General features: G+C 56.6%; 18 protein-coding genes. 7 read left to right on the top strand and 11 right to left on the bottom strand.

What is annotated here, in order from left to right; all coding sequences use genetic code 11:
- Positions 1–10: 10 nt before the first annotated feature.
- The 5 genes from DX909_RS19520 to DX909_RS19500 form a co-directional block, all read right to left on the bottom strand.
- Positions 11–385, bottom strand: coding sequence for a type II toxin-antitoxin system VapC family toxin (locus DX909_RS19520; RefSeq protein ID WP_128546891.1), 375 nt, complete (start codon positions 383–385; stop codon positions 11–13).
- The gene (locus DX909_RS19515; protein ID WP_128546890.1) at positions 382–612 is read right to left on the bottom strand and encodes a hypothetical protein; all 231 of its coding nucleotides are present in this window, start codon (positions 610–612) and stop codon (positions 382–384) included. The genes DX909_RS19520 and DX909_RS19515 overlap by 4 nt, the downstream gene beginning before the upstream one ends.
- A 41-nt stretch (positions 613–653) precedes the next feature.
- A complete protein-coding gene (gene hisD, locus DX909_RS19510) occupies positions 654–1,913 on the bottom strand; it encodes a histidinol dehydrogenase (RefSeq protein WP_128546889.1) in 1,260 nt (419 codons plus the stop codon).
- Position 1,914: 1 nt separating this feature from the next.
- Positions 1,915–2,775, bottom strand: a complete 861-nt coding sequence (gene hisG / locus DX909_RS19505; protein ID WP_128546888.1) for an ATP phosphoribosyltransferase — start codon at positions 2,773–2,775, stop codon at positions 1,915–1,917.
- Between the two features lie 79 nt (positions 2,776–2,854).
- Entirely contained in the window at positions 2,855–3,616 is a 762-nt protein-coding gene (locus tag DX909_RS19500) for a hypothetical protein (protein WP_128546887.1), read from the bottom strand.
- 170 nt (positions 3,617–3,786) lie between these two features.
- Here DX909_RS19500 and DX909_RS19495 point away from each other — a divergent pair, with 170 nt between their 5' ends.
- The 3 genes from DX909_RS19495 (at position 3,787) to corA (ending at position 9,742) form a co-directional block, all read left to right on the top strand.
- Positions 3,787–6,837: an amidohydrolase family protein gene (locus DX909_RS19495; protein WP_128546886.1), complete on the top strand. Its 3,051-nt coding sequence runs from the start codon at positions 3,787–3,789 to the stop codon at positions 6,835–6,837.
- A 10-nt stretch (positions 6,838–6,847) separates the two neighbouring features.
- Positions 6,848–8,158 carry an amidohydrolase family protein gene (locus DX909_RS19490; protein ID WP_128546885.1) on the top strand — a complete coding sequence of 437 codons (1,311 nt, stop codon included), beginning with the start codon at positions 6,848–6,850 and terminating at the stop codon, positions 8,156–8,158.
- A 627-nt stretch (positions 8,159–8,785) separates the two neighbouring features.
- Positions 8,786–9,742, top strand: a complete 957-nt coding sequence (corA, locus tag DX909_RS19485) for a magnesium/cobalt transporter CorA (RefSeq protein ID WP_128546884.1) — start codon at positions 8,786–8,788, stop codon at positions 9,740–9,742.
- Here corA and DX909_RS19480 read toward each other — a convergent pair.
- The 4 genes from DX909_RS19480 to DX909_RS19465 all read right to left on the bottom strand — a co-directional run bounded on the left by DX909_RS19480 (position 9,720) and on the right by DX909_RS19465 (position 12,614).
- A complete protein-coding gene (locus DX909_RS19480) occupies positions 9,720–10,505 on the bottom strand; it encodes a phytanoyl-CoA dioxygenase family protein (RefSeq protein ID WP_128546883.1) in 786 nt (261 codons plus the stop codon). The genes corA and DX909_RS19480 overlap by 23 nt on opposite strands.
- Before the next feature lie 254 nt (positions 10,506–10,759).
- Complete coding sequence (locus tag DX909_RS19475) at positions 10,760–11,635, bottom strand: endonuclease/exonuclease/phosphatase family protein (RefSeq protein ID WP_128546882.1); 876 nt, start codon at positions 11,633–11,635, stop codon at positions 10,760–10,762.
- On the bottom strand, positions 11,632–12,252 hold the full coding sequence (locus DX909_RS19470) for a hypothetical protein (RefSeq protein ID WP_128546881.1): 621 nt from the start codon (positions 12,250–12,252) through the stop codon (positions 11,632–11,634). The genes DX909_RS19475 and DX909_RS19470 overlap by 4 nt, the downstream gene beginning before the upstream one ends.
- A gap of 8 nt (positions 12,253–12,260) precedes the next feature.
- Positions 12,261–12,614 (bottom strand): hypothetical protein, encoded by a 354-nt coding sequence (locus DX909_RS19465; RefSeq protein ID WP_164851344.1) that lies wholly within the window; start codon positions 12,612–12,614, stop codon positions 12,261–12,263.
- A gap of 97 nt (positions 12,615–12,711) precedes the next feature.
- Between DX909_RS19465 and DX909_RS19460 the strand changes: the two genes are divergently transcribed.
- From DX909_RS19460 to DX909_RS19450, 3 genes are read left to right on the top strand one after another with little or no spacing between them, the layout of a single operon-like run.
- Positions 12,712–13,278 (top strand): RNA polymerase sigma factor, encoded by a 567-nt coding sequence (locus DX909_RS19460; RefSeq protein WP_128546879.1) that lies wholly within the window; start codon positions 12,712–12,714, stop codon positions 13,276–13,278.
- The gene (locus DX909_RS19455; RefSeq protein WP_128546878.1) at positions 13,269–13,691 is read left to right on the top strand and encodes a hypothetical protein; all 423 of its coding nucleotides are present in this window, start codon (positions 13,269–13,271) and stop codon (positions 13,689–13,691) included. Before DX909_RS19460 ends, DX909_RS19455 begins: the two co-directional genes overlap by 10 nt.
- A gap of 26 nt (positions 13,692–13,717) precedes the next feature.
- Complete coding sequence (locus tag DX909_RS19450) at positions 13,718–14,311, top strand: hypothetical protein (protein ID WP_128546877.1); 594 nt, start codon at positions 13,718–13,720, stop codon at positions 14,309–14,311.
- Positions 14,312–14,435: 124 nt separating this feature from the next.
- Here the strand turns inward: DX909_RS19450 and DX909_RS19445 are convergent, their stop codons facing one another.
- Both DX909_RS19445 and DX909_RS19440 read right to left on the bottom strand, forming a co-directional pair.
- Positions 14,436–14,930 carry a hypothetical protein gene (locus DX909_RS19445; RefSeq protein WP_128546876.1) on the bottom strand — a complete coding sequence of 165 codons (495 nt, stop codon included), beginning with the start codon at positions 14,928–14,930 and terminating at the stop codon, positions 14,436–14,438.
- Positions 14,931–14,933: 3 nt separating this feature from the next.
- Positions 14,934–16,460: a hypothetical protein gene (locus tag DX909_RS19440; protein WP_128546875.1), complete on the bottom strand. Its 1,527-nt coding sequence runs from the start codon at positions 16,458–16,460 to the stop codon at positions 14,934–14,936.
- Between the two features lie 175 nt (positions 16,461–16,635).
- Here DX909_RS19440 and DX909_RS19435 point away from each other — a divergent pair, with 175 nt between their 5' ends.
- Positions 16,636–17,952, top strand: a complete 1,317-nt coding sequence (locus DX909_RS19435; protein WP_128546874.1) for a DUF6600 domain-containing protein — start codon at positions 16,636–16,638, stop codon at positions 17,950–17,952.
- Positions 17,953–17,985 lie beyond the last annotated feature (33 nt).

Here is a 17,985-nt window from a genome sequence, read left to right as displayed (position 1 = left end):
GTAATGGCAATTAAAGGACCGACTGTAACGGGATGACATTCAGGCCGGGGATGTCGGTAAAATCACCGGCGTTGTTGGTCAGCAGGGGAAGGTGGTGCAGGAGGGCCGTTGCCGCGATGATGGCGTCACCCGTCGAGCGTTTCCGTTGCTGCCTGAGCCGGATGGCTTCCTGAATGACGGCTTCAGAAATAGTTATGTCAGGAACGATTTGAAAAAATCCTTCAAACTTCACCTTCTCATCCGGTGTAAGTCGGTGAAATCCAAGCGTTTCGATACGTGTTATGGAGGACACCTTCAGAATCGACTCGTTTTCTTTCAGAAATTTTCTTAAAGAATCATATTTCGGAAGAATCGAGTAAATAATCACATTACTGTCTAAAATCATTCTTCACGTCCGGGTAAAGGCCGATCTTTCCGGGTTTCCCGCTGCCATTCCGAAGGATCACCGTATTTTTCAGCAATTCCACTAATTGATAATTCATTCAGAACCTCACTTAGAGACCGTTTAGCCGTTTCTCTTTTTTCAAGGACCCGACCGTTTAGCTTCGGAAGGAGGGAAAGCAGAATAGCCTCGTCCTCTGGTGAATTTATTTCGATCAAAAGCTGGCTCATCGTCATACTGTTTTCCGCAATATAATCAACTACGCACAAATTCAGTTCAGACTCGCCAGCCGCAGGCTGACGGCGCGTTTGTGGGCCAGGAGCGATTCGGCTTCGGCCATGGCCTCGATGGTAGGTCCGAGGGCGCGAATGCCTTCCTTTGAAATCTGCTGAACGGTTATCTTCTTGACGAAGCTGTCCAGCGAAACCCCGCTGTAGGCCCGGGCGAAACCATTGGTCGGCAGTGTATGGTTCGTGCCGGAAGCGTAGTCGCCGGCCGATTCGGGCGTGTAGTTGCCCAGAAAGATCGATCCGGCGTTGGTAATGCGCTCAGCCACTTCCTCCGGGTTCTCGACGCTCAGGATCAGGTGCTCGGCCGCATAGGCATTGAGCAGGTCGACGGCTTCGTCGGTCGTCTCTACCAGAATGGCCCGGCTGTTTTCGATGGCTTTGGCCGCCAGATCCCGGCGAGGCAGGTTTTCGAGCTGGCTGGTCAGGGCCAGGTTGACCGTAGACACCAGCCTGCGGCTCGTCGTCACCAGCAGCACCTGGCTGTCCGACCCGTGTTCGGCCTGGGAAAGCAGGTCGGCGGCCACAAAGGCCGGAACGGCCGTGTCGTCGGCATAAACCGCTACCTCGGAGGGCCCGGCCGGCATATCGATGGCGACGCCCTCCTTCGCCACAAGCATCTTGGCGGAGGTCACGTACTGATTGCCGGGTCCGAAAATCTTATACACCTGCGGCACGGATTCAGTCCCATAGGCCATGGCGGCAATGGCCTGTGCCCCGCCGATGCGGAAGATTTTCGTAACGCCCACCAGCTGGGCCGCATAAAGAATGGCCGGGTGGTTGCCGGGCGTACAGAGCACAATCTCCCGACAGCCCGCCAGTTGGGCCGGGATGCCGAGCATCAGCACCGTACTGAAGAGGGGGGCGGTTCCCCCCGGAATATACAAGCCTACCTTCTCGATGCCGACGCTCCGGCGCCAGCAGGTCACCCCCGGCATGGTTTCGATCTTCTCGACCGGCTGCCGCTGCGCTTCGTGAAAGGTGCGGATGTTGCTATAGGCCTGCCGGATGGCCGTTTTCAGGTCTTCAGGCAGGGAGATTTCGGAAGAAGGGACCTGGAAACCTTCCTGACGAAGATCCAGCCCGTCGAAGCGAAGGGCCAGCTCGTACAGGGCTTCGTCGCCCCCGCTGCGCACCTGTTCGAGGATCGGGGCGACGACCTTTTCAATGGCCGCCGTAGACTGGACCGGACGGGCCAGCAGTTCCGGCCACCGGCTGCGGGGTGGAAAAGAAATAATCTGCATGTCAATAGATCATTTTCTCGATCGGAATCACCAGAATCCCCTGGGCTCCGGCGGCCCGGATGGCTTCGATATTCTCCCAGAAATCGTTCTCGTTGATGACCGAATGGACCGAACTCCAGCCTTCCGTCGCCAGCGGGGTGACGGTCGGGCTTTTCATGCCCGGCAGGAGGGACGTAATCCGGCCGAGCGAATCGTTCGGCGCATTCAGAACGATGTATTTATTGTTTTTGGCGGCCTGAACGGCTTTGATCCGGAACAGCAGCTTGTCGAGCAGTTCCTGCTTCTCGGGCACCAGCGTGGCGCTCGCGATCAGAATGGCTTCCGAGCGAAAGATGACCTCCACCTCCTTCAGGCCGTTGCTCAGCAGGGTGCTGCCGGAACTGACGATGTCGCAAATGGCTTCGGCCAGCCCGATGCCCGGTGCGATCTCTACCGAGCCGCTGATTTCGTGGATTTCGGCGGAGATGCCCTGTTCCCGCAGGTAGTTGCCCAGCAGGCGGGGGTAGGAGGTGGCGATGTTCTTGCCGTTCAGGTCCTGAATCCCGTTCCAGGCGGCTCCGCGCGGGATGGCCAGCGAAAGCCGGCACTTCGAAAAGCCGAGCCGGTGGACGGTCAGGACGTTGCGGGCGGTTTCGACGGCCACGTTTTCGCCGACGATGCCGAGATCGGCCACGCCGTCTTCGACATAACCGGGGATGTCGTCGTCGCGCAGGAACAGAAATTCGGCGGGGAAGTTCGACGAAACGGATTTAAGCTTACCGGTGCCGTAGTCGAAGCGGATGCCGCATTCCTTAAAAAGCTGGTAGGAATCTTCGCTTAGCCGGCCGGACTTTTGTAACGCAATTCGAAGGATGGAAGACACTTGCAATCAGGTCTGGTATCAGAAAGCGCAAAGGTAAGAAATTTAACGCCTATCCCTACCAACTTCACCGAATTGCCGCTCATAACCCATTATAATACTGAAACACTCCGGCCAGGTCTTCCGGGTTTTTATAATCCGGTTTTTTGGCTTTCAGCCAGGCTTCCATTTCGGTTTCCCTTTCCTTCATCAGCGCCAGCAGGCCCTTGCGGGATGGGGAAAGTCTGGTGAGATTCTTCCCGTCGCTGACGTAATACTGCGTTTCCTGAATCAGTTCCGTATCCTTCGACCCGACGCTCATGGCCACGTTGTAGGTCGGTTTCTTGACGAATATTTTATGGTGGACCAGCAGCTTCAGGCGGCCGTCGGCCAGCTGTTCGAGCAGGGCTTTCGGTTCGGCGGAAGGGCCGAACTCCCTGGCGTTGACGTATACCACCGGCCGGCCGTTCCGTTCGGTTTTCATCTGACGAACCTGCTCCCCGCTGATGGCCTTGACGGTTTTCGGATCGATCCGGAACTCCAGTTCATTGCCCGCCAGATTATACCGCACCGGAGCGTCGATGATCTCCGTCAGGGGTTTGCTCCCCGGTTTCGCCATGTCCCGGTAGAAAGTGACCGTCGTTTTGGCGAAGCTGGAATCCAGATACGGGCTGCCGATCACCCGGCCTTCCGGGCCCGCAATCGTATACATGGCCGACAGGTCGTAATTTGGAATCGTCAGATGCACCTGATTGAAAGCGTCGCGGGTGGCCTGGGAGACGGTGGTCTGGGCTTCGACGGTGGAGACGACGGCCAGCAACCCGGCGGTGGTCAGCATTTGTCGGATGGAAACGAAAAGAGGCATGAATCAGAAAAGCGATAAAGAGGAATAGAACCGATAAAATCCGCCGATAAAATTAGCCTTTTTTCATGAATTAACGGAAAGGCCAAAATTGTATTTGGTTGTTCTGTCAGCGATGTGACCGATTTCTTATTTTTGTAAAATTGTCTCCATCCATCAACTCCGTCTCTTTCATGAGGAAACTCCTTCTGACCGCGCTGCTGGCGGCCGGTATGATCCAGGCCGGCCGGGCGCAGGTCACGTTTCCCCGGAACGGCGTCTACGACGAACGGCCGGGCCTCTATGCCTTTACCAATGCAACGATCATCGTTGACCCGCAGACGACCCTTGAAAATGCCACCCTGCTGATCCGCAACGGGCGCATCGAGGCCGTGGGCAAAACCGTTTCCCTTCCTTCCGGGGCGGTCGTGGCCGATCTGAAAGGCAAACGCATCTATCCGGCGCTGGTCGACATCGAATCGGATTACGGGATGCCGGCCGTGCAGCGGGCTCCGAACAACTTCCGGGCGGCCCCGCAGTATGAGTCGGCCCGGAAAGGGGCCTACAACTGGAACCAGGCCATCCAGTCGGAAGCCGATGCCGGCCTGCTGTTCAAGACCAACCCGGCTCAATCCAACGAACTCCGGCGGCTGGGCTTCGGAGCGGTGGTGACGCATCATCACGACGGCATCGCCCGGGGCAACTCGGTGTTCGTGACGCTGGCCGATGAGCGCGAAAACAACGTGGTGATCCGCAATCGGGTGTCCGCCCATTATTCCTTCAGTAAGGGCAGCTCCGGCCAGGCCTACCCAAACTCGCTCATGGGGTCGGTGGCGCTGCTTCGGCAGACCTATTTCGACGCCGACTGGTACCGGAAGACCATCGGAAAAACCGAGGCCAACCTCTCGCTGGAAGCTTTCAACCAGCTTCAGAACCTGCCCTCCGTCTTCGAGGTATCCGATAAACTGGGCGTCCTGCGGGCGGACAAAATCGGCGACGAGTTCGGCATTCAGTACATCATCAAAGGCGCCGGTGACGAATACCAGCGCATCGACGAAATCAAGGCCACCGGGGCCGCGCTGATCGTGCCGCTGAACTTCCCGCAGGCCTACGACGTGGAGGACGCCTGGGATGCCGACAACGTTACCCTTGCCGAACTGAAACACTGGGAGATGGCTCCGGCCAACCCGTCGCTGCTCGCCAAAGCCGGCATCCCGTTCGCGCTGACCTCGGCCGGCCTGAAAAGCCGCAGCGAGTTCTGGCCCAACCTCCGGAAAACCATCGACTACGGGTTGACCGAACAGCAGGCGCTGGCGGCCCTGACGACCATTCCGGCCAAAATGCTGAAGATCGACAACGAGGTCGGGAGCCTGAAACCCGGTCTGCTGGCGAACTTTCTCATCACCTCCGACAACCTCTTTTCGCCCGAAAATATCATTCTGGAGAACTGGGTCCGGGGTGCTCAGTACCTGTATACCGACAAAAATGCCCCAGACCTGCGCGGAACCTATACCCTGACCATCGGCGACCGCAGCAACCTGAAGCTGATTATCGGCGGCAAACCCGGCAAATTCGACTACCAGATCACGGCCGACTCCGCCAGAATGACGCCGAAAGTATCAGTCAATAATGATCTGATTTCCATTCAGGTGCAGCTGGATAAGCAGGCGACCGGCACCACCCGGCTGAGCGGATACCGGGAAGGCAACACTTTCCGGGGCGACGGCGATCTGCCGGACGGAAAAACCGTCAAATGGATCGCCACCCGGACCGAAACGGCCGCCGATCCGGCCCGCCCGGCCGCCGACACCGCCCGCAAAGCACCGGTCCGGTACGGAAAAGTGATTTATCCGTTCGTCGGCATGGGAAATGTCGAAAAACCGAAGGCGCAGACGCTCCTGATCCGGAACGCGACGGTCTGGACTAACGAAAAGGAAGGCGTACTTCAGAATGCGGACGTGCTGGTGCAGAACGGCAAAATCGCCCAGGTGGGCCGCGGGCTGCCGGCTCCTGCCGGCGCCAGAGTCCTCGACGGAACGGGCAAACACCTGACCAACGGCATCATCGACGAACACTCGCACATCGCCCTGTTCTCGATCAACGAGGGGGGGCAGACCAGTTCGGCGGAGGTCCGGATGGCCGACGTCATCGATTCCGACGACATCAACATCTACCGGCAGCTCGCCGGAGGGGTGACCACCTCACAGCTGCTGCACGGCTCGGCCAACTCCATCGGCGGACAGTCGGCCATCGTGAAGCTGAAATGGGGCGCTTCCCCGCAGGAAATGCTTCTCAACGGCGCCGACGGCTTTATCAAATTTGCCCTGGGCGAAAACGTGAAGCAGGCCAACTGGGGCGATGCGGTACGGATTCGGTTCCCGCAGTCCCGGATGGGCGTCGAGCAGGTTTACTACGATCACTTTACCCGGGCGCGGGAATATGACAACACCTGGAAAGCCTATAACGCTCTGAATGTCAAAGAGAAGGCAAAGGCTTCCCCGCCCCGTCGGGACATCGAACTGGAAGCCCTGGCCGAAATCCTGAACAAAAAACGCTTCATCACCTGCCATAGTTACGTGCAGTCGGAGATCAATATGCTGATGAAGGTGGCCGATTCGCTGGGCTTTAAAGTCAACACCTTCACGCACATTCTGGAAGGTTACAAACTGGCCGACAAGATGGCCCGGCACGGGGCCGGCGGCTCGTCGTTCGCCGACTGGTGGGCCTACAAAATGGAGGTGAAAGACGCCATTCCGTACAACGCGGCCCTGATGCACAAAGCCGGGGTGACGGTTTCGATCAATTCGGACGATGCCGAAATGGCCCGCCGTCTGAATCAGGAGGCCGCCAAAACCGTCGAATACGGCGGGATGACGGAGGAGGACGCCTGGAAGATGGTTACGCTGAACCCGGCCCGGCTTCTGCACCTCGACAACCGCCTGGGCAGCATCCGGGCCGGCAAGGACGCCGATCTTGTTCTCTGGAACAACAACCCGCTCTCCATCTACGCCCGGCCCGAGAAAACCATCATCGACGGTGCCGTCTATTTCGACCTTCAGGAGGAAGACCGCAAGCGGGACCAGCTTCAGGAAGAACGCGCCCGGCTGATCCAGAAAATGCTTTCGGCCAAGGCAGGCGGAGCCCAGACCCAGAAGCCGGTTTTCCGCCGGCAGCGGATGTGGCACTGCGAAGACGTCGAAGGCATGATGGCCGAGGGTGAAGAAAAAATGGAGGAAAAAAAGTAAGGAGCGACTCATGAAAAAGATACTGATTTCCATCGCCGGTCTGCTGGGCATCGCCCTGTCGGTGTCGGCCCAGAACCCGGCTCCGTCGCGTCCTCAGGCCCGCCCGATTGCCCTTTCGGGCGCCACCATCCACGTGGGCAACGGCCAGGTCATCCCGAACGGCATCATCGTTTTCGACAAGGGGGTCATTACCGCCGTCGGCGATGCCAACACCCCCACCAACGGCGCGCAGGTGATCGAGGTGGCCGGGAAGCACATTTACCCCGGCCTGATTTCCCCGGCCTCGACGGTCGGGCTGCAGGAAGTGGCCTCGGTGCGGGCGACGCTCGATTTTCAGGAGGTGGGTTATCTGAACCCCAACATTCGGGCGCTGATCGCCTACAACACCGATTCCGAAATCATTCCGACCATCCGAAACAACGGGATTCTGCTGACGCAGGCCATGCCCCAGGGCGGGGTGATTTCCGGCAGTTCGTCGGTGATGCAGACCGACGGCTGGAACTGGGAAGACGCCGTTCTGAAAGCCGACGACGGCATCTGGCTGAACTGGCCCGGTTATTTTTCCCGGGATTTCGATTTCGAGAACTTTGGGGTTACCCTCAAAAAGAACGAACGGCGGCAGGACGGAATCAACGTCCTGACGGCCACCTTCGGCGATGCCAAAGCCTATTCCGAACTCAAAAAACCGGCGACGGCCAACCTGCGGTTCGAAGCCATGAAGGGCCTGTTCGACGGCTCCCGATGCCTCTACATCCGGGCCGACTACGGCAAGGACATCATCGAGGCCGTCAAGTTTGCGAAACAGATGGGCGTTCGGAAGCCGGTCATCGTGGGGGGCGACGATGCCGCCCGGGTGGTCGATTTCCTGAAGGAAAACAACATCCCCGTCATTCTGAATCCCCTGCACCGGCTGCCCAACCGGCAGGACGAAGAGGTAGACCGACCGTACCGGCTGCCTTCCATCCTGCACAAGGCCGGCGTCAAGGTGGCTCTCAGCTATGCCGAGGAGTGGTGGCGCACCCGGAATCTGCCTTTCCTGGCCGGTACGGCCGCCGGCTTCGGCGGTCTGGATAAGGAGGAGGCCCTGAAGATGATCACGTCCAATACCGCCGGCATCATGGGCATCGACAAACAGGTCGGGACACTCGAAAAGGGCAAACACGCCACGCTCGTGGTTTCCAAAGGCGACCTGCTCGACATGCGCACCAATGTCGTCGAACAGGCTTATATTCAGGGTCGTACCATTAACCTCGACGATAAGCACAAACGCCTGTACAACATTTACCGGGAAAAGTACGGTCAGGAGCAGACGGGGAAGTAGGGAATTGTTGAATTGGTGAATTGTTGAATGATTGAGTGAGGGATTTTTGGGGTTTAGGGGTTGAGGAGTTTAGTTTTTCGCCTGTTATTGTCATCCCGGGAACGTGGTATCCTGTGCTTCGGCGCTTAGGTAGAGGGGATATGCGTAGCCACAAACTTCCTTCAGCACCCGGAGACCACACCACAGCCGGAGCGCCGGTCCGGCCCCACCTTGCTAAGGAGGGGGGCTTCGCCGGTTTTGAAAAGTGGCAGAGCACTCCCTTTAAGAGGTTGTTTGGGGAAGCGGTTTGTCATCCCGACGCAGGAGGGATCCTGAAGCTCGATAACCGGTTACTGTGAGCGCCGAAGCACGAGATCCCTCGTTCCTTGGGATGACCAAAGAGTCGGGATGACAAACAGGGCCGAGCCCCCCCTCCTTACCAAGGAGGGGGTTGGGGGGTGGTCCTCGCTGGCTATGCGTTTTGGTGAATAGTTCTGATCGGCAGCGCAGGATAGAAAAGAAATGATTGAATGCCGGGGAGGGCTTTTCTGCCCGGCATTCGACATTTTACAATTTAGCCTCCCACGGAAACCCGTTTTTGATGACCTTTGCACCCGAAACCAGCAACCGCTCATTGATCCTGAACGTATGATCCGCATTTTTCAGCTCGACGAAACCGCCGTTCGCAAGGTAAGGGATATCGACTCCTTCTCCGACACGGAGCGCACGCTCTGGGTCGATCTTCAGAACCCGTCGCGGGAGGAAATCAAGAGCGTGGAAGACAAGTTCGACGTCAATTTTCAGTCGCAGCAGGAGCAGCTGGAAATCGAAAGCAGTTCGCGGTACATCGAGGAAGACGAATTTCTGATCGCCAACTCCAACTTTCTGATCCCGGATAAGGAGCAGCCGGACGGATACCTCAACGTTCCGGTCAGCTTCATGCTCAAGGACGACACCCTGTTCACCTATCGGAACGCCGACCTGAAATCCTTTGCCGATACGGTCAAACGCATCAAATCCCGCCGGGCGGTGTTCAGCGACGGCGCCCAGATTTTGATCTTCATCTTCGAATCCCGCATCGACTACGATGCCGACCTGATCGAGATGGTTTCCCAGGAAATCAAGGCCATCAACCGCCACCTCGACCTGGATGCCAAACTGGATAAGGAGATGCTGCTGAAAATCAACGATTACCAGGAGCTGACCATGTCCATCCGCGAAAACGTCGTCGATAAGCAGCGGGTAATTTCGGCCATGATCCGCAGCGACGGCTGGTTTACGGAGGAAGAGCAGCAGCGCCTGCGGACCCTGATCAAGGACATCAATTCCCTGATCGACCACACGAACTTCATCTTCGAACGGCTGGAATTTCTCCAGAATACCTTTCTCGGTTTGATCGACCTCGAACAGAACCGCATCGTGAAGATTTTCACCGTAGTGTCGCTGGTTTTCCTGCCGCCGACGCTGCTGGCCAGCATCTGGGGGATGAACTTCACGAATATGCCCGAGCTTTCCTGGCATTACGGGTATCCCATCGCTCTGGGCGCCATCGTCGTTTCTTCGCTGGTTACGTTATTGATCTTCAGGCAGAAGAACTGGCTCTAAGAATGGCCTCCTCCACCGGCGAAATGCCGGTTTCCGAACCCCCCATATCAAAATCCCGTCTCAGCAGCAGGGGAGGCTGCGCCAGAAACCGGGGTTCGGTACCGGAGTGCGGCTGGGCGGCATGGACCAGAAACGGATGGCAGAGGTACACCGTGCCCGCTTTCCCGACCGCCCGGGTTTCCAGCCGTTCCGGAAGTTCGGGGAGCTTTCCGGCCAGTTCCATAAAGGACAGACCGGCTTCCCCATACGGCTTCAATAGCCGGGCCACGTCCTGATGCGACCCGATCCTCAGGCGGGTCGGGGCATCCCGTTCCGAGGTGTCCGAAAACAGAAACAGCATCAGCAGCCCCCGGCCTTTCGACCGCCAGTTGACACGCCACTCCAGGAAGCCGGTCGGGTCGTCGCCCGCAAAACTGGCGTCGACGTGCCAGCCGGTATCGCCGGTTTCCTCCCGCAAAGGAAACCGGACCGGGAACGAACCCATACTCCGGCAGGGAATCCATCGGCGTGGGCCCGCCAGCTGGTCGAAAGCCGCCTGCAGAATTTCCGTTTGGGCGGCTGCGAGAAAGGGAGGGTCGGAATACATCCCCAGCCGAATGACCGGCCGGGTCCAGGTGGCCGGATCGTCGGGGTCGCAGCCGGTGTCGCGCCAGAGAATGGCCCGGGCTTCGCGGGCCAGGGGTTCGGAAAAGGCGTGGTCGATACGGACGAAACCGTCCTGGATGAATTGCTCGATTTGCTGCAGAGTTAACCCTGTTTTCATGATCTGAATGGTCCGGAATGAGTAGCCGTTCCCAACCCGGATGTCGAATGGAGACGGTTACATGACTTTAAAAAAAGACAATGGAATTTTGTGCCCGAAAAAAGGCGATTGCCGGAGGGACAATGGAAAGAGAAGATTAAAGCATCGGGGTCATCCGCATCCGGCAAAAATAGGAACCGTTTTGGCAAATGGAAAACTTTTCCCTCCACCGGGCAGGCAGACCGGCCGGTTTTGGTTACACGGAGATAGGTTCGTTAGGGGTTGGTAAGCGCGAGGGAAAGGCGGGTCAGAACGGGCCAGTGGTCCGAAACGAACACTTCCTCTTTCATGATGGGCAGGTAATCATGCCGCTCCACCTTCAGTCCCGGCCCGACGAACACGAAGTCGATGACGGGTCCTCGCTGGTCGGTTTTGAAGCCGTTGAAGGTGCTGTTGCCGCCGGTGTGCGCATTCTCGGAAACCCGTTCGGTATTATTCAGTTTGAAGTCGGCGTCGCCGGTCAGGGTCTGGATGGAGGGGGCGTTTTCGGGGGTGTTGAAGTCGCCCGTCAGCACCACCGGCAGCCCTTCGTTCAGTTCCCGGATCTTTCGGATCAGAAGTTTCGCGCTGTTCTGACGGGCCTGCTCACCGATATGATCGAAATGGGTGTTGATCACAAACAGTTTCTTGCCGGTGCGGATGTCGCTGAAAATACCGTAGGTTGCCACCCGCGTAATGGCCGCATCCCAGTGTTTGCTGCCCGGAACCTCCGGGGTCTCGGAAAGCCAGAACGTACCCTGTTTGTCGAGGCTGAATTTCTGTTTGTTGTAGAAGATCGGTGAAAACTCCCCCTTAAATTTCCCGTCGTCCCGCCCGACGCCAATCCAGCCGTAGGCGGGAAGCTGGTCCTGGAGGTCGGCGATCTGGCCGGCCAGGGCCTCCTGCAACCCGGCAAAATCGACGTTATAATCCGTGAACACTTTGGCCGCCAGTTCCTTCCGGTTCGGCCATGCGTTGACGCCGTCCTGCGGGTTGTTGTACCGGATGTTGAAAGAAAGCACATTCAGCGGCAGGCGTGTCACCGGTTGCGGCTGGGCGGTAAGGGTAAGCGCAAAACTGAACAGGCTGAGGAGCAGCAGTCCTGATTTCATTCGTTCCCGGGATTGGTTTTCGGGGACGAAGATAGGAGAAGGGAATGGAATCCCAGATATACCATCGGGATTAAGATCATCAGGTCCGACAGGTGGGCCAGAACCGGATGGCGGCCAATCCGGCTGAGGGGAAACAGGACGCCTTCCAGGCAGATCAGGACTCCCACCCAGATCGGGGCCGTCCGGGTCCGGATCAGCTGGATGCCCAGGACGAGCAGGCTGAGCGGAAAAAGCGGTCCGCCCCAGTACAGGGTCAGGTTGAAGGAGAGCGGATGGGCCGCCGACTCCTCCAGCACCCGCGCATGGGACAGACCGAACGCTTCGGCATAGACCCCACGCAGGCCGAAATTACTGCCGGCGATGCAACCGTACACCGCGATGAGCAGCCCCCAGGCCGCATACCGCGGAAGGGCAGTCCTCACCCGGTCGAAGAGACCCATGAACGCCGGAATCCAGAACACGCTGCCCAGCACGATGAGCGTACCGCCCGTCGTGCCGTACTCCCCGTAAGGGCCGGGGCTGATGAAAAAGGACGAAATCGTAAACAGCAGGGGGGCGATCAGCATCGATAACCCCTGGAGGGTGCGTTCGGGGGAGAAGACGGAAGAGGGGCTCATATCCTTGTTCAGACGGTTTTGGAACGGTTGACGACGATGAGGTAATAGAGCAGAAAGCCGAGCGAAGCCGCCACGGCAATGACGCCGTAGGGGAGAGAGGACCGGTAATAGGAATACGGCAGGAATTCGTTGAGGATCAGACCCAACCCGGTAAATAACAGGATCAGCCCCCATTTGAGGTTTTCGGTGGTGTTCCCGGCATACCGCCCCAGCTCCCGGTGAATCTGTTCGTTCCACTGCCCCAGCTCGATCAGCCGCCGTCTCAGCAGGTAGGTCGTTACCGGTCTGATCAGCAGATACAATCCGAAAGAGATGGAAAGGATGACATAGGCGCCCTGGATCCCATACTGGTCTTCTCCCATGATTTTACGATTTTTAGCCATGAGACAACCCGGCCGGCCGAAAGGTTGCAGTCGACTCGCTGCAACCTTCGATATGGGGCCGTTGTCTCATGGAGCAATGAACGATGAACAGGTCCTGATCCGCCGTATCCTGCAGGGCGACCTGCGTGCTTTCCGGCACCTGGTCGAGCAGTATCAGCGTCTGGTGGCGCATATGGTGGGCCGGATCGTTCAGCAGCCGGAAGACGTCGAGGATCTGTGTCAGGAGGTATTCATTCAGGTCCATAAGCATCTGGGGGAGTTTGGGGGCGAGTCGAAACTGTCGACCTGGATTGCTACCATCGCCTACCGGACGGCCCTCAACCACCGGAAGAAAACCGCCCGGCGGCCTGCCGATCCCCTGTCCGAACCCCTGGCGGATCGTCTGGAGGACGCCGGTCAGGCCAACCCGGAGGAGCGGCTCGTGCGCCAGGACCGGCAACGGTTCATGCAGGAAGAAATCGCCAGACTTCCGGTCCATTACCGCACCATCCTGACCCTCTACCACCTGGAGGAGCTGTCGTATGAAGAAATCGGAGCCGTTACCTCCCTTCCCGAAGGGACCGTTAAAAACTATCTGTTCAGAGCCCGTAAATTATTGAAGGAAGCCCTTCAAAGATATCAGCAAAGCGAACGATGGCCTTAGAAAATCGAAGTGACGAAGAATGGCAGGCCTGGTTTGAAGGCCTGAACGGAACCCCGCCCTTCGCCCCCGACCCGGATGACGAATCGTTTCGTCTGTATCGGCAATTGTTCGATGCCCTGGCGACCGAACCGGCAACCGGCCTGTCCTACGGCTTTTCGGCCCGGGTCGTCCGGCGGATTCAGGAACAGGACCTGGCCCGGCAGGAACGCAGGGCATACGGGTATGTGGCGGCCGGCATCCTGCTGATGATCGGGGCGGCTTTGGGTCTTCAGGCAATTTTCGGCAGAGATGATTTCCGGGAGACCCTGCGGGCAGTTTTCCATTACCGCTATCCGGTGTTGTTTGCCCTCGGCTTGCTGATGCTGATCCAGTGGGCGGATCGCCGGCTGGTGAAACGGAAAATAGCTGAATAAGAAGGAACCCTATATTCTATTGAGCCATGAAACGTCTGCTTTCGGCCCGGCTTATGCGCTGGGCTTTCAGGTTCTGGCTGGCCCATGGGGCAGCCATTTCGGGACTGATGCTGATTTCGGCCGTGGGCCGTGCCGCCCAGATGAAGGCCGCCGGCCCAATACCGGGTCCGGTTTACTGGGGGCTGGAGGTCGTGGTCGAATCGGCGCGGGTGCTAACGCTGCTGATCATTCTGGGCGATGGGAATTTCCGGAACGGGGTTGCCGTCGTTACCGGCTGGTTTCAACCGGTGGATTGGAAGTGGAGCGGCCTTTGGGCCACCGTCAACAATCAGTGGGCCCGGTGCTGGCCCGAAATGATCGGTAATCTGCTATGGTTCGCCCTGACGGCCTGGGCCATGAACCAGCTGATCTCGATGGTTTCGGAAAACCGGGTGATGCTGGACGCTCTCCGGGAGCGGGGTTTACTCCACCCGGAATCGACCGGTATGCCGATTGTCTTTTTCCTCAAAAACCTGACGGTGATCCCGCTCACCGTGATTTTCGAGTACGGGTTTCTGCGATGGTTGACGGGCAATTCGCGGGTTTGGAATAGCCTTAAGGTATATTTTCCAACCCAGTGATCAGCTAAAATAAAAATTTCATCCCGTAAAATCCTCCTGGGCCATTTAGGATTTTACAACTTAAAAAATTCAAATTTTAAAATTGCCCTCAATTTGAATTGCTTAGTTTAAAGGAAAAGGAAGTTTACTTAAATCGGCCGAAATGCCGTTCAGTTATCTGCCAACGGCCTTGATAATTTTTTTTAAATTTGTACCGACTTAACAGACCAATTCCTTTCCAGCTCATGGAAATTTCGGCATGCTCTCCCTTCAAGATTTTTAAATAACGCACTTGGGTGAAAAATTTGGGGCGGGTCCAGTCAAAAAGTTCTTCAGAAGTTGAATCGATATTTGAAAATTGGACAGGGATGTCATTAAATATAAGGCGGTAGTCTTTCTGGATAATTTCATTCCTAACGATTTTAAGCGGTTTACCTTTAAAAGCAAAAGACAATAATGAGTCCAGCTTCTTGTCATTCAGCATGGTCTGAAGTAATTCTAAAGTATCAGATTTGGATAGATTTTCTTGGTGATGGCCAGCTGAACGGGAGGTGTCCCGGCAATTGCTAAAAAAGAAAAATAAGAATGGTAAATACCATCTAATTTTTTGGTTTTTAAAGGGTTGATATGCTCGTTCCATTTTTCATTTCTTTTGATAAAGTCTATAATAAAATTTTCCAGCATTATCTTTCGCAATAGTGACACCAAAGGCATCTCTTTCTAAGCCAAATCCAAAATCATAACCGTACTCAGGAAAATTATTTACTGATCGGTTATAATGAACAAACTCGTGAAGTACAACCACTGCTAGCAAAAATGCGGTCGCTTGTCGAGTACTTAAAAGGGATGCTTGCTCCAAGCCTTTAACATACCTAATATCAACTTGCATTATATTTGGAGAAGATGGGCCTTGACATATGCAGTTACCATATAGCTTTTGTTTTTCCTGGGCGTACAAATCAACCACTTGTATTTCGGGGCCCCTACTAAATTTTAGTAATGGCTTTATTTTAGAATAAGGCAAATTGCAGTAGGCAACTAGGGCATCACGAACTTTTGAATCATTATCTACAAAAGCTGGCAAGCTTTTTATCAATTCCGAAAATCTTGGGTAAATTCGCTGAACTTCTGGGCTTAAAATAAACGCTTTTGTCCCATCAGGCTTACCGCTTTCCGCCGAACTTACCAAGCTAACGATCCGAAAGGGCAGAATTGTCGAGAACTCCTGAATCACCAGCTTCTCGGCATCGCTGAAGGTGATGGCCGGACTGCGTTGGGCCATATAGTTGTAGTAACTGTCAATATTACTCGCTCCTCCGTAACTGGCATAACCGCCCCCTTTAGCCGGCATCACCAGCGTGCCCGGTGAACAGACTTCCGACTGCACCCCCTCATAGCGGTAGACCGGATCCACCGACCCGCAAACGCCCCGCGCCAGGGCAATCTTCTCGTCGCCCGTCGGAAAGAACACCGGCCCGTTGACGTAGCCCGAGCCCGCCGAGCCGCTGCCGCCCACACTGCCGGCTCCACCCAACTGAGCCGCCTGCACCATACTGATGGGGCAGCCGCTGCCCACATAGCCGATCAGCGCCAGGTACTGGCGGTAGTCACAGCCGGCCACACGCCCCTGCCGATTTTGGGTCTGCTTGTCACTCTCTAATACGATAGGGCCCTGTTTGCGACCATTCTCATACGCCCAGCCCGCAAGAAGGGTATCATCCCAGTCCCGCAGGAAAACGAGCCCTGTGAAGTCGAAGTCATTTAAATGGAAATTATTTTTTTGTAGGTAATCGGGGCGGCCCAGCACTTCGAGCACAACCGACTGGGTTTGACCATTGTCCTTCCAAACCAGCAGGCGTTGAAAGCCCTGGAGCATCAGGTCCTGGCCCAAATCATATACAAGGGGGACAGATACGACGTCTCGACCCCTCTGGTCTTTCTGGTTAACAGCTTTGTCCCAGAGGGTCTTTCGGTTTTTCTTTTTTGGTTTGCGCAAACCGACACCTGCCAGTTGTTGAAAAAAATACTGTTTAGCCTCGGCAATGGTTATCTGATTAGAAGGCCAAGGGTTGGGTTGATTGGTATTGGAGTGCTCGGCGTCCTGACAGGATGACGCAGCCATTAGAGCGAAAAGGGTAAAAAGAGTGCTGACCGGGAATTTTTTCGGCATGATGAAATGGCTGGTTTGGTTGAGTTTTTCCTAAAATTTCTGTTCGATAATTATCGATAGGACGTCAAACCAACCAAAGAGTCACCTTTTCTTAAGTTCTTTTTTATAAATTAAACCTTTGTCTTTGTGAGTAGTCTAAAGAAGGCAATCCCAACCATTTAACCTCCGCCGGGCCATGAATACGACACGAAAGACAGGGTTTTTAGGCTTATTGCTTTTCTTCACGCTCTTGCTGGCCCTGCCCGCAACCCTCGTGGCTCAGCCGGACGATTACGTTTCACCGGATACCTTTTACGATGAACTGGCTCCCTACGGCCGCTGGATGGACAATCCGGAATACGGGCGGGTGTGGGTTCCCCAGGTAGAGGATGATTTTCAACCGTATGCCACAAGCGGTCACTGGGCCGTTACCGAGTACGGCAACACCTGGGTTTCCGATTACCCCTGGGGCTGGGCACCGTTCCACTACGGCCGCTGGCTTTTCGATGATTATTACGGCTGGGTCTGGGTGCCGGGTACGGAATGGGGACCGGCCTGGGTTTGCTGGCGGTCGGGGGGCGGTTACTACGGCTGGGCACCGCTCGGGCCGGGGGTGAACATCAACATCAATATCAATATTCCTTCCCGGCACTGGGTGTTTGTGCCTCAGGGCTATTTCACCAGCCCCCGGCTGTACAGCTACTGCGTACCCCGGACCCGGGTGGTCAACGTCTATCACCAGACGACAATCATCAACAACGTGTACCGGTATAACAACCGGACCTATTTCTACGGCCCGCAGCGTAACGAAATCGAACGGTATTCCCGCAGCCGCGTTCCGGTTTACCGGTCCGAAGATCTCAGGAGACAGGAGCGGCTGAGCTACCGCAGCAACTCCGGCGGTAATTCCCGCCCGGACGGCTATGCCGACCGTCGCAACGGTTCGGGCCGCTATGACGGTTTCAATTCCGACAACCGGGGCAGTTATTCGAATGAACGTCCGTTGCCCAACGGAAACCGCCCCGGCCCTAATTCCTACGATGCCGACCGGTTCAACCGCCGGAACGAGCGCTCCTACAACCCGAACGAACGGGGCGGCTTCGAACCGGGCAGCCCGTCCACCAACCGGGGCAACGACCGGTTCAATCCCGGTAACGCGCCGTTGAACCGGGGAAATGAAAGTTATTCGCCGGGCAGCGGTTTTCCCGGCACGGAAAGAAGGGTCGAACGCGAGAATTCGCCCTTTTCGATGCCGGAGCGCCGGAGCCGCCCGGAAATGAGTCCGCAGCCGGAAGGCCGGCCCGGTGGCCGGGAATCCTACCAGCCCCGGATGCCGGAGCAATACCGCGAACGCGGCCGGCCGAGCTTTGAAGGCAACCGGGAATCCTACCAGCCGCGTATGCAGCAGGAGCGCCGGGAGCAGAGCCAGGGCCGCCCGCAGATACAGCCCCGCTTCGGCGGAGACCGACAGAACTCCGGGCAGGGCGGGAACGGCCGCCGGGGTCCGCAATAACCGGTGATGCAAAAAAGGGTCGGCAAACTGCCG

Source organism: Larkinella soli, from assembly GCF_003703975.1.
GTDB lineage: Bacteria > Bacteroidota > Bacteroidia > Cytophagales > Spirosomataceae > Larkinella > Larkinella soli.
The sequence above is the reverse complement of the archived record's forward strand: the minus strand, read 5'-3'. Positions and strand labels throughout refer to the sequence as shown.